The 11,193-nt window shown below is 61.9% G+C and carries 12 protein-coding genes; 5 read left to right on the forward strand and 7 right to left on the reverse strand.

Annotation, left to right across the window (positions count from 1 at the left end; genetic code table 11):
* Window positions 1–291 precede the first annotated feature (291 nt).
* The 5 genes from cysS to LJE63_10195 all read right to left on the reverse strand — a co-directional run bounded on the left by cysS (window position 292) and on the right by LJE63_10195 (window position 5,365).
* Window positions 292–1,686, reverse strand: a complete 1,395-nt coding sequence (gene cysS, locus LJE63_10175) for a cysteine--tRNA ligase (protein ID MCG6906979.1) — start codon at window positions 1,684–1,686, stop codon at window positions 292–294.
* 66 nt (window positions 1,687–1,752) lie between these two features.
* Window positions 1,753–2,610, reverse strand: a complete 858-nt coding sequence (gene lgt / locus LJE63_10180; protein MCG6906980.1) for a prolipoprotein diacylglyceryl transferase — start codon at window positions 2,608–2,610, stop codon at window positions 1,753–1,755.
* Window positions 2,611–2,646: 36 nt separating this feature from the next.
* A complete protein-coding gene (locus LJE63_10185) occupies window positions 2,647–3,669 on the reverse strand; it encodes a fructose-bisphosphate aldolase class I (protein MCG6906981.1) in 1,023 nt (340 codons plus the stop codon).
* Between the two features lie 193 nt (window positions 3,670–3,862).
* On the reverse strand, window positions 3,863–4,879 hold the full coding sequence (locus LJE63_10190; GenBank protein ID MCG6906982.1) for a TAXI family TRAP transporter solute-binding subunit: 1,017 nt from the start codon (window positions 4,877–4,879) through the stop codon (window positions 3,863–3,865).
* A gap of 15 nt (window positions 4,880–4,894) precedes the next feature.
* A complete protein-coding gene (locus LJE63_10195; protein ID MCG6906983.1) occupies window positions 4,895–5,365 on the reverse strand; it encodes a polyhydroxyalkanoate synthesis regulator DNA-binding domain-containing protein in 471 nt (156 codons plus the stop codon).
* Window positions 5,366–5,718: 353 nt separating this feature from the next.
* Between LJE63_10195 and LJE63_10200 the strand changes: the two genes are divergently transcribed.
* The 5 genes from LJE63_10200 (at window position 5,719) to LJE63_10220 (ending at window position 9,810) form a co-directional block, all read left to right on the forward strand.
* Window positions 5,719–7,524: a hypothetical protein gene (locus LJE63_10200; GenBank protein ID MCG6906984.1), complete on the forward strand. Its 1,806-nt coding sequence runs from the start codon at window positions 5,719–5,721 to the stop codon at window positions 7,522–7,524.
* A 295-nt stretch (window positions 7,525–7,819) separates the two neighbouring features.
* Window positions 7,820–8,101: a hypothetical protein gene (locus LJE63_10205; GenBank protein ID MCG6906985.1), complete on the forward strand. Its 282-nt coding sequence runs from the start codon at window positions 7,820–7,822 to the stop codon at window positions 8,099–8,101.
* A gap of 164 nt (window positions 8,102–8,265) precedes the next feature.
* The gene (locus LJE63_10210) at window positions 8,266–8,529 is read left to right on the forward strand and encodes a hypothetical protein (GenBank protein MCG6906986.1); all 264 of its coding nucleotides are present in this window, start codon (window positions 8,266–8,268) and stop codon (window positions 8,527–8,529) included.
* A gap of 258 nt (window positions 8,530–8,787) precedes the next feature.
* Window positions 8,788–9,312: a hypothetical protein gene (locus LJE63_10215; protein ID MCG6906987.1), complete on the forward strand. Its 525-nt coding sequence runs from the start codon at window positions 8,788–8,790 to the stop codon at window positions 9,310–9,312.
* On the forward strand, window positions 9,313–9,810 hold the full coding sequence (locus LJE63_10220) for a hypothetical protein (protein MCG6906988.1): 498 nt from the start codon (window positions 9,313–9,315) through the stop codon (window positions 9,808–9,810).
* A 111-nt stretch (window positions 9,811–9,921) separates the two neighbouring features.
* On the opposite strand, the gene LJE63_10225 is transcribed toward LJE63_10220, so the two are convergent.
* On the reverse strand, window positions 9,922–10,350 hold the full coding sequence (locus tag LJE63_10225) for a MaoC family dehydratase (protein MCG6906989.1): 429 nt from the start codon (window positions 10,348–10,350) through the stop codon (window positions 9,922–9,924).
* Window positions 10,351–10,398: 48 nt separating this feature from the next.
* Window positions 10,399–11,193: GAF domain-containing protein (locus tag LJE63_10230; GenBank protein MCG6906990.1), on the reverse strand; the 795-nt coding region annotated here is incomplete at its 5' end.

The following is an 11,193-nucleotide window of genomic DNA, read 5'->3' on the forward strand; positions in this document are numbered from 1 at the left end:
CGCTGCAAAAATAAAAGGTGCGCCCGTCCGTGAGTTGAATGGCGCAGGAAAAGCGGGGGTATTTGACCACCTTCATGGCGCAGAGCGGGCAGCGATCCTCAGGGCTGATCTGCATCCGGTGGGCTTGGTCCAGAGGTAGCCGCCCGGCCCGGGGCCCGCGGCCGCCCGAAGAACCGGCCCAGAGCCAGCCCGCTTTCACGAGCACGCCCCCCGCGGTAAGAAGCAGCGCCTGCCGCAGCAGCGCCCGGCGGCTGAAAGTCACATCGTCCGCGCCGCCTGAGCCGCGGCCGGTCACGCCTTGACCACTTTCATGCCGTCGCGGCTGTCCTGGACCACGTAGCCCATGGCCTGAATCTCGTCACGCAGCTGGTCCGCGAGGGCCCAGTTTTTGGCGGCGCGCGCCGCCTGCCGCCGCTCGACCAGGTCACGCAACGCCGCCGGCAGGCGCTCCTCCTGGTCGAGCTCCGCCAGCCCCAACCCCAGCACCTGGTCGAAGTCCAGGACCGCCGCCAGCTTTTGGGCATCGGTCAGGCTGGATTTGAGCATCTCCTGCACCACGGCCATGGCCCGCGGCATGTTGAGGTCGTCGTAGACGGCCTCGCGGAACTTGGCCTGGAAATCCGCCGGCAGCCCGCCGCCGGCGTCCCGGGGGGCGCTTTGCAGGCTGCGCACCTGGTTGTAGAGATGACGCAGGCCGTTTTGGGCCGCAGCGACACTCTCCTCGCTGTACTCCATCGGTTTGCGGTAGTGGGTCAGGAAGGTGGCAAAGCGGTAGGCCAGGGGGTTGATGTCCTTTTTGAGAAACGTGCTCTCCAGGGTCAGGAAGTTTTCGTCGCTCTTGGCCATTTTTTTGCCGCCGGCGATGTTCAGAAAGGCGCCGTGCATCCAAAAATTGAAAAACGGCTTGCCGGTGGCCGCCTCGGACTGGGCGATCTCGTTGGTGTGATGCACGTCGATGTGGTCCGCGCCGCCGCAGTGGATGTCCAGGTGATCGCCGAGATACTTCATGCTCATGGCCGAGCATTCGATGTGCCAGCCCGGAAAGCCCACCCCCCAGGGCGAATCCCACTCCATCTGGCGCTGCACCCCCGGGGGCGAAAACTTCCAGAGGGCAAAGTCGGTCATGTTGCGCTTTTCGGGGTTGCGCTCCACCCGGGCGCCCTCCTGCAGGGCTTCGAGATTCTGGTGGGAGAGCTTGGTGTAGTCCTTGAAACGCGCCGTGTCGAAGTAGAGGCCGTCGCTGGTGCGGTAAGTGTAGCCCTTTTCCTCCAGGACGCGGATCAGGGCGATCTGTTCGGGAATCGTCTCGGTCGCCCGGCACCAGACGCCGGGTTCGAGGATGTTGAGCCGGGCGATGTCCCGCTGGAAGGCCTGGGTGTAAAAGGCCGCGATCTCCCAGGCGCTTTTACCCTCGCGCCGGGCGCCCTTCTCCAGCTTGTCCTCGCCCATGTCGCGATCACCGGTCAGATGCCCCACGTCGGTGATGTTCATCACGTGTTTGACCGCAAAGCCGCTGTAGGTCAGCACCCGCTTGAGCACATCCTCGAAGATGAAGGTCCGCAGATTGCCGATGTGGGCGAAGTTGTAAACGGTGGGACCGCAGGTGTAGAGGCCGACGAAGTCGGGAAAAAGCGGGCTGAAAACCTCCTTGCGGCGCGTCAGGGTATTGTAGAGGGTAAGCGTCATGATCGATCCATTCCCGGGCGGTCGCCCTTGGGGCAGGGCCTTGCAGGCTGTGGCGCCGCGGGGCGCTCAGCGGCGGGCCGGTTCGGGCGGCGACAGGCGCCGCAGAAAGACCCAGAGGGCCGCGGCGGCCAGCACCATCGCCAAGCAGAGCACCTGCCCCATCGAGAATCCCAGCCAAACGGTGCCCAAATGGGCATCGGGTTGACGAAAAAACTCCAGCAGGAAGCGGACCCCGCCGTAGCCCAGCAGATAAAGGGGCAGCATCCCGCCGCGCAGCGCCACCCGTCGGCGCAGCGACCATAAAACCGCAAACAGCAAAACCCCTTCGAAAAGGGCCTCATACAGCTGGGAAGGGTGCCGCAGGAAGCGGTCGGGCGCGTGGGGAAAGACCATCCCCCAGGGGACGGTGGTGGGCCGCCCGAAGAGCTCGCCGTTGATGAAGTTGCCGATCCGGCCGAACGTGTAGCCCAAGGGCACCACCGGCGCATAGAGATCGGCCAGGTCGCGGAAATCGACCTTCGCCCTGCGGCAGTACCACCCTGCCGCGACCACCACCCCGATGAGGCCGCCGTGGAAAGACATGCCCGAAATTCCGGTAAAGGTCAACCCGTCTTCAAACCGGAAGGGCAGGAAAATTTCCAGGGGGTTGGCGAGGTAGTAGGAAAAATTGTAGAAGAGGACATAGCCCAGGCGGCCGCCGACGATAACCCCCAGAATCAAGGCGGTCAACGAATCCTGGATCTGGGGGGCGCCGAAATCAAACCGAGGCTCGCGGCACACCCGCCAGATAACCAGGCCGTAGGTAAGCCCGAAGGCCACGATATACATCAGGCCGTAGTATTGGACCTTGAAGCCGCCGACTTGAAAGAGGACCGGGTCCATGGTCGCCGGCAGGTGCTGCCACCAGTTCCAGAAGGTTGCCATGCAAAGCCTTTTCAGATTCGGCCTGGGAGCCGGGCATCAGGCCGCTTCGGATTCCATCGCCGCTGTGTAGGTACCCGAGCGGGCGGCACTGTTGAGCTGCGCGCGCCGGAGGAACCGCTGCTGGGCGGCGGCCACGTTGCCGGTCTGTCCCTGCCAGGCCTTGAGGGGCTGCTCTTGAAGGGCGCGGCCATATGAGAAGCTGAGCTCCCAGGGGTGCGGCCCGATGGCGTTCATGGCGCTCAGGTGCGCGGTGGCCAGCTCGGAGCTCTGCCCACCGGAGAGAAAGACAATCCCGGGCACCGCCGCCGGCACCACCTGACGCAGGCACCTGACCGTCGCCCGGGCGACTTCGGCGACCCCGGCCTGGGTCGGGCAGTCGATGCCGGAGATCACCATGTTGGGTTTGAGCAGGAGGCCCTCCAGACTGACGCAACTGTCAAAAAGCGCCGCGAACAGGCTTTGCAGGGCGGCGGCGGTCACGTCCCGACAGCGCCCGATGGTGTGCGTCCCATCCATCAGGACCTCGGGCTCGACAATCGGCACCAGCCCGGCCTCCTGGCACAACGCCGCGTAGCGCGCCAGGGCGTGGGCGTTGGCGGCGAGACACCAGCGGCTGGGGCGCCCCTCGCCGATGGTGATGACCGCCCGCCACTTGGCAAAGCGGGCACCGAGATCGTGGTATTCCCTCAGGCGCTCACGCAGCCCGTCCAGGCCCTCGGTGATTTTCTCCCCGTCAAAGCCGGCCAGGGCCTTGGCGCCTTTGTCCACCTTGATGCCGGCGAGGATCCCCTTTTGGGCGAGCAGCTCCGGAAACGGCCGGCCGTCGGCGGCGGTCTGCCGCAGGGTTTCGTCAAAGAGGATCACCCCGCTGATAAAGGCCTCCACCCCCGCGGTCTTAAACAGCAGCTCACGGTAGGCGCGGCGGGTTTCCGCGGTGGAAGCGACGCCGATCGCGTCGAAGCGCTTTTGAATGGTGGGCGTGCTTTCATCGGCGGCCAGGATCCCCTTTGCGGGGGCCACCAGCCGGCGGGCGATGGTTTCAAGCGCGGCAAGGTCCATTTTTCCCTCCTTGGGTTGCACGTCAGGGGCCGGGTGCCGGCCAAGCGGCAACTCCGGTGTGTTGCGCTGGAAGCCTAATGCCCCCAGAGCCTTTCGTCAAGAGAGGCCGGCCGGGAGCCACCCGCCGATCGCCGAAGCCCTTGTTTGCCGGTTGAACGCGAGGGGTCCGGCCGGTATGGGGCGGTGGCAGCGCTCAGGAAAGCGCCCGACTGCCGCAGGGAAAAAAAACCAGCGGCAGCAGGCCGCGCTCGGCAAAAAACCTTTGGGCACCAGGGTGCAGCGGAATGCTCATCCCCAAAAGGCCGGTTGCCGGAGAAATGTTCCGGAACTGGGAGTGGGCGTAGCGGAAGGGATCGAGGTCGGCGTAGGTCGCTGTCAGCAAAGCGTGAACGATTTCAGGCTCCAGGCCCTTGCGCGCGACGAGCAAGGACCGCACGGAAACGGTGGCGACATCCTGCCGGTTGCCGGCATACACGCCGGCGGGCATGAGAACGCGGGTGTAGCAGGGATGCCGATCGATGAGCCGGTCGACCGCCGGCCCGGCAATCGGGACCCAGGAAAGCGGCATCGTGCGGGCGAGATCCGACAGCGGCTGAAAACCGGCCACGGCGGTGGCGAAAACCCCATCCACACGCCCGGTCAGAAGTTCCGCCATGGCGGCCTCGAAATCCAGGGACGCTGCGCGGCTGAGATCCGCCACCGTCAGCCCCCAGGCATCCAGGACCTGCTTGGCGTTCTGGGCCGTTTCCGAACCGTCCGGGCCGATGCCCACCCGTTTTCCCCTGAGATCGGCCACCGAGGTGATGCCGGTATCAGCCCGGCAGACCAGCTGGACGTATTGCGAAAAAAGGCTGCAAACCCCCTGAAGTTCGGGGATCGGTTTTTCGAAAAGCGGCTTCCGGCCGTTGAACGCATCGGCGGCGATGTCATTTTGGATTATGGCGAAGTCGGTTTCACCCAGGCCGATCAATCTGGCGCTTGCCAGGGACCCGCCGGAGGTCTCGGCAGAGACTTTGACACCTTCAGGCTTGAGGTGCTTCCAGGTGATCTCGGCGATGATGCGCGCCACAGAATAGTTGGCGCCGGTCACCTCGCCGGCGGCGATGGAGACATAGCGCGGACCGGCGGCGTCGACGCCCAGGGCAACGGCAGCGGTCTGGCTGAGAACCATGCCGGCTGCAAAAATGGGGAACCACCACTTGAAGTTCATGATATGACGGGCCCCTTACTTGCGCTTCTTGCCCTTTTGCGCCGCGGCCGTTTCATTGATGAAATCCAGGAACGATTTGTAGGGCGCCATGTCCACCAGCGATTTCTTGGAAAAATCGGTCACGTCCATACCCAGATCGAGCCAGGTCTTGAATTGCTGATCGAAGGCGCTCTTGTAGGCCAGGTAATTTTTGAGGGTCAGCTGAAAATATTTTTCGAAAAACTCGCCCAACAGATTGTCGCCGTAGCGAATGACCAGTTCCAGCACCGGTACCGGCAGGAGCACGTTTTGCCGGCGGGCGGCCTCCAAGACCACCTGGGTCAGAATGAAGGCCGTGACATCCTCATTGGTCTTGGCATCCAGGACCTGGACCTGCCGTCCGGCTTTGATGAAATCGGCGACCTCGTTGATGGTGACGTACTTGCTTTGCTCGGTGTCGTAAAGACGCCGGTTGGCGTATTTTTTAAAAATCTTGACCTGCTCCACGATTGGTTCCTCTTCGGGCAGCCATCGATTCGTTCCGGCCCAAACGGCCCTGCAGGCCCTTGGGACCGCAGCCGGCAACGCCCGGGGGGGTTTGAGCGCCAGCCGCCACCGGCAACGCCCGCAGACGGACGACACGCTAAGGGGCCCCCGCTTTGTGCAGTGCACTATTAACACTTGACTTTTTCCGACCAACAGCATTAGCTTCATCCGTAGCACGAAAGCAATCCGGCCGGCAAACGATTCTTTCGTTTTTTGCCCCGCTCGCAGCATTCCGAAGTATTAAGGGCCGCACCGGCGCGGGCGGGAAATGCCCCTGATCGCCGCGCCACAATCCCCGATCACTGGAGCCAGCGATGACGCCCACCCCTCAAACCACCCGCCCAATCAGCGTGGACAGCCTCCTGACGCTAATGGGATCCACGCCGGCCGACAATCACGAGGGCCATCAGACCGCGGTTGCGCTGGTCAGCAACCTGGCCGGCAGCTATACCCGGGCCGTTTTCCAGACGCGGCGCATGCTGGATGCCATCAGCCTTTACCCGCTGGCCTGGGGCCCATGGGCGCTGGGGGCCGCCTGGCAAAGCCAGCTACTCAAATACAGCTTCATTGATCCGGTGAGACTGTGGGCCAAAATCTCGGTCTCCACCGGCCGCAACCCCGACGTTTATGCCGAGCAAAACGACCGCATCGAGGCCACCTATTCCGGTTTGCTGGCCAATTTTTGCGGCTTTTTCATCGAAAACGAATGCTTCGACCGGGAGAAAGCCCGACGGGTGGCCACAAGCCCCGAGGGGATCGCCTGGCTGCAGGCGGTGGTCCAGGACTTTGCCTGGCTCGAGCGGGCCTACAATTCCCGCGGCCTGACCGGGCTGATGGCCTTGAAGGACCTGTTGAAATGCCTGCTCATGCTGGTTACCGAGACCCCGCTGCAAAACGAGCCGCTGCCCTTTCGCAAAGCCGACCATGCCGACGCCACCCCTTACGACTTCAGCGACTACCTCGATCAGCTCCAGATCCGATTTGAAAACCTCTATGCCGAAAAAGCCTTCGACTACCGCGCCTACGGCGAAATTACCACCCAGGGCAAGCTCGGCTATTCGCCCTACGAGACGGTGGCCCACTCCAGGCACCATGCGGTCACCCTGCGCCACTACCCCCTGCCGCCGGGTATCGCCCCCAACGGCAAGGTCCTCTACATGAACACGCCCCTGATCAACAAGCCGGAAATTTTCGATCTGGGTCCCGGCAAATCAGTTATTGCCGGGATGCTGGAGGAGGGCTTCGCCGTCTACCTGGTGGATTACGGCAACCCCGGGCCCGAGGAGACGAACCTGGGTTTGGCCTTTTACGGCAAGGAAATACACGACCGCTATCTCGACCTGATCACCCAGCGCCACTCCGCAAGCGAGATCTGCGCCATGTGCTACTGCATGGGCGGCACCCTTTTTCTACCCTATCTCGCCCGCAGGGTTCAGGAGCGCTGGGCCCAGGGCAAGGAGATGGACATCCTCAAGGTGGTCCTGATGGCCTCCCCGTTTAATTTCGATGACACCGAAAGCGGCATGGGCCCCATGCGCACCGTCATCCGGCGCCACTACGACCGCGAGCTGATGGACGAACTCTTCGGGGCGGTCAACATTCCGCCCCAGGTCATCGAGGCGGGCATGCAGGAGATTCAACCCGGGGTGCGCTACAGCGTCCCGTTCGGCTTCTTTTCCAGGGCGCTGCGGCGCGAAGCCCTGCAGGATTCGGCCCCCTTTCTCTACTGGCTGACCCACGGCACCCGTTTTCCGGCCCGCGCCCACCGGGAGTGGCTCCAAAACGTGTACCTGGACAATCAGATCGCCCGCAACAAATTCTGCCTGCCCTCGACGGTGGCCGAACTGGACGGCCAGCCGGTGGATCTCCGCGCCCTGGTGGCCGCGGGGGTGTCCTCCTTCGATTACCGCGGCCTGCGGGACCCCATCACCCCCCCGGGGTCGTGCCTGAACACCATTCTGGATCCCGACCAGACCTGCGGCCTGCACACCGCCACCCGTTCGGGACTCAACCGCACCATCGAGAAAAATATCGGCCACATTTTCGTGGTCAGCCGCCAGTTGCTGGCGGAATATCTGGAAATGGTGAAGGCCTTTTTCCGCGAAGCCCCCGCGGGCTGACCCGGGCCACAGCGCCCGCGCCGAGCGCCAGGCCGCTGGGTAACCCCGGCAAACCAGCCGACAAACCAGTTTGTCGCAACGCGCCATAAACACCCTCCCCAACGGGGGCACCCCCGATTAAAACCTTTTAGAATATTGATTCGTGAAACAATCCTCACCTGTAATAAAATGGTGCGCTGCACAATTTATACTTGACAGGGGCCCCTCGGGCGGCTATATTGCGATTGAACAGGGCGGAATCCTCGGAAGAAACCGGCCGCCCGACAACAATCCACCGCACAGGAGAAGACAGCCCATGCAACCCACAGATTTCGCCAAACAGATCGTCGATTATCAGAAGGTCACCTTCAACAGCACGTTCAACACCCTGGCCAGATTGCAGGATCAAACCGAAAATCTCACCGCCGCCTTTCTTGAAAAAACCCTGGGCCTCCCCCGGGAAAGCCGGGAAGCCTACACCCAATGGGTGTCCGCCTGCAAAAAGGGCCGCGAGGAGCTCAAAAACACCATCGACAAAAACTTCAGCACCATCGAAGACTTTTTCGTCCCGGCCAAACCGGCCGCTGAAAAATCTTAAGGCGCGCACCCCGAGCCGATCGCAGCAGACCACGCTGGATTTTTCGGGTTCGCCCGCAAGGTCACCGGCGGCTGACACGCGCCGGAGGATTTGGGAAAACCAGCGCGGGGACATTGGATTAAGCCGATGACTTCCCCCACCAACCCACCAAAGGAGGAGAAACCATGGATCAAAAACAGATTCTCAAGCAGATGATCGATTTCAACAAGGCCACTTTTGACAACACCTTCAACGCCATCGTGATGCTTCAGGAGCAGGCCGAGCGGGCCGCCAACACGCTGCTGGAGCAGGCCAACTGGCTGCCGGAAGATGGCAAGAAGGCCATCAACGAGTGGGTCAAGGCCTACAAGAAGGGGCGTGAGGATTTCAAAAAAGTGGTGGACGAAAACTTTCAGAAGGTGGAATCGTTTTTTTCCGGCACGAAATAAAACCTGCGGCGGGCAGAAGGCTTCCGTTTAGCGCTGATTGCGCCCAACGCAGCTTGTGCTAACACCGCCCGCAGGCGCCCTTCCACAGCGGCAGCCCCGCTGCCGCTGTGGGACGCCCATCACGAGCATCAATTTTATGCACCTCAACGATCAAAGCCCAAGGCCGCCGGCGGCCCTGACCTGCGGGCGAACCGCAGCCATTTCGGCCGGTGGGCTTCAGGCCGCGCCGGGGATCGTCCCGGCCCCAAGGAGAGCCTCATGTCACCCCAAGCGCCCTTCACCTGGGAATCCTTTTTCTGGGAGCCTTACCTACCGAATTTCGAGCTGACGGATATGGAAGAAGCCATCTCCCAGGGACTCAGCGGGTTTGAAAAATTCTATACGCTTCTGGAAAAAAGCCCGGTCCTCACCCCCTGGTCCACCGCCGAGGACTGCATGAACCTCTATCGGGATTTCTTCGAAATCTGCCAGCGCGGCAGCGCAGGCTACCTGGAGCTTTTTGGCTGGATCCCCAAAAACGACTACGAAACCCTGACGGCCCGCTGCCGTGAACTGGAAAACCAGGCCGAAGCCTTCAAAACCATGGCCGCCGACAAAGACCGCGAGCTCAAGGCCCAGAAGCGCACCATCACCCGCCTGAACGAGACAATTGCCGGGCAAAAAGCAAAGCTGGCGGAACAGAAAAAGGAAATGACCCTTCAACAGAAGGCGATCGCCAAGCTGGAGGCCGATGCCGCCAAGCCGCCCAAGGCCAGACCCAAGGCCGCCTCCGAGGGAAAATAAATGGACCGACACTTCCTGGAATTCTGGGGTAATTTTCTGATCAACGCCGCCAAGGGACAGCAGCAGTTCGATGAGTTAACCCAGTGGATGCACCAGGGGTTCAAGGGTTTTGAAGAGCTTACGGCCCTCTTTCGCAAGGCTTACGGCCTGGAAAAACCGGAGAGCACGCCGGAATATCAGCAGACCTGGCACAAGGCGACGGGCGAGTTCAGAGAATCGCTGAATACCTATCTTTCCCTGCTGGGGGTCATACCGCTGAGCGAACATCTGGCGCTGGTGGAAAAATACGAGGCGCTGAAGAAGGAAAACGCGGACCAGCTCAAGACCATCCAGCGGCTGCGGGATCTTCTTCAACAGGATTCCGGCCAGACGGCCGTCGTGGAAAACTTCAAAGAGCTGGTCAGCCGCCAGAACGAGCAGTTTCAAAAGCTGATGGACAGCTTCGGCAGTTATGCCAAGGAGGCGTCGGGCGGCGCCAAAAAGCCAGTCAAGAAATAGGCGTGCCGCCAGCCGCAGACCGCCAAACGGACCAAACCCCAAGCGCCGGATTCGCGTTTTAAAGCACGGATCCGGCGCTTGGGGTTTTTGTGTTTCAAGCGGGGCGAACGCTCAGCGCTTAGGCGCCTTCGGGGGGCTTACGACGGCCTCGCCGTCCAAGACGACGGTCCCCTCCTGATTGCTGCAGGTCGTCTTGAGGGTCACCCGGTTTTTCTCGGCGTTGATCGCCGCCACCATCACCCGGGCGGTGATCGTATCACCCACATAGACCGGCGCCAGAAATTTGAGCTGTTGACCGACATAAATCGTCCCGGTTCCGGGAAGCCGGGTTCCGATCACGGCCGAAATGAACCCGGCGGAAAGCATCCCGTGGGCGATCCGCTTCTTGAAAAAGGTCCCCGCGGCATAGACAGCATCGATATGGGCCGGGTTGAAATCGCCGGTGACGCCGGCATACAGGTAGATGTCGCTTTCGGAAACGGTCTTGGAGAATTCGGCGGCATCCCCGACCTTCAGCCTGTCAATGGTCATACCGATCATCTGCGCCTCCTTTCGGCTGCATCCTCACAATTGGCGGCAAACGGGCGCCTAAAACCAGAGCCGATGGCTCCAGATATCCTCCTCGAGGCTCTTTTTGTCCTCCTGCAGGCTCAGGTAGAGTGAGGCGTTGCGGATGGCGAGGCCCCCCTGATGGGCGAGCGCCTGAACCAAGGTCACCATGTCTTCGGGGTAGTCGCGTTTCACCCCGCTGTAGAGCCGCATCACGCCGATGACCTCGTCACGCGCCTTGATGGGCACGACCAGCATGGAGCGAATCCCTTCTTGGAGATCCTCCTTGCGGTACTGGATGCGATCGTCGGTCTCCACATCGGAGATCACCACGGTTTCCCCCTTGAGGGCCGCAACGGCGCTCTTGGTGGCCGAAACCGGTCCCTTGTTGAGGAATTCGTCACTGAGGCCGTGGCTCGCCACCAGTTTGAGGTTGCCGGAGGCCTTGTCCAGCAGCCGGATGGCGATCCCCTTCATTCCCAGCTCTTCACCGATCCTGGCCGTCAGAAGATGCAGGATTTCCTTGATATCCAGGCTGGAATTGACCGCGGCGGCCAAATCCAGAAAGAGCAGCGTATTGGCCCGGATGCGCTCAAACAGGCGTGCGGTCTGGATGGCGATCCCCCCCTGATCGGCCAGGGCGGCCAGAAAATCGATCTCCTCCCGGGTAAAATCCCGCGGCACCGCCGAGTAGAGTGAGAGCACGCCGATGATTTGGCCGCGCACCCGCACCGGCACGGTCAGAATGGAGGCGATGCCCTCCTTTTTTTTGGCCTCGTGGTTTTCCAGGCGCGGGTCGGTGGTGGCGTCGCGGAAGACAAAATGCCCCTCCTT

The organism is Desulfobacteraceae bacterium (genome assembly GCA_022340425.1).
Taxonomy (GTDB): domain Bacteria; phylum Desulfobacterota; class Desulfobacteria; order Desulfobacterales; family JAABRJ01; genus JAABRJ01.

What these genes read in the sequence shown, in the direction of transcription:
- lgt (MCG6906980.1), bottom strand. Translation starts at nt 2,610, where the DNA reads ATGGCAACCTTCTGGAACTGGTGGCAGCACCTGCCGGCGACCATGGAC.
- LJE63_10200 (MCG6906984.1), top strand. Translation starts at nt 5,719, where the DNA reads ATGACGCCCACCCCTCAAACCACCCGCCCAATCAGCGTGGACAGCCTC.
- LJE63_10215 (MCG6906987.1), top strand. Translation starts at nt 8,788, where the DNA reads ATGTCACCCCAAGCGCCCTTCACCTGGGAATCCTTTTTCTGGGAGCCT.
- LJE63_10185 (MCG6906981.1), bottom strand. Translation starts at nt 3,669, where the DNA reads ATGGACCTTGCCGCGCTTGAAACCATCGCCCGCCGGCTGGTGGCCCCC.
- LJE63_10205 (MCG6906985.1), top strand. Translation starts at nt 7,820, where the DNA reads ATGCAACCCACAGATTTCGCCAAACAGATCGTCGATTATCAGAAGGTC.
- cysS (MCG6906979.1), bottom strand. Translation starts at nt 1,686, where the DNA reads ATGACGCTTACCCTCTACAATACCCTGACGCGCCGCAAGGAGGTTTTC.
- LJE63_10210 (MCG6906986.1), top strand. Translation starts at nt 8,266, where the DNA reads ATGGATCAAAAACAGATTCTCAAGCAGATGATCGATTTCAACAAGGCC.
- LJE63_10225 (MCG6906989.1), bottom strand. Translation starts at nt 10,350, where the DNA reads ATGATCGGTATGACCATTGACAGGCTGAAGGTCGGGGATGCCGCCGAA.
- LJE63_10190 (MCG6906982.1), bottom strand. Translation starts at nt 4,879, where the DNA reads ATGAACTTCAAGTGGTGGTTCCCCATTTTTGCAGCCGGCATGGTTCTC.
- LJE63_10220 (MCG6906988.1), top strand. Translation starts at nt 9,313, where the DNA reads ATGGACCGACACTTCCTGGAATTCTGGGGTAATTTTCTGATCAACGCC.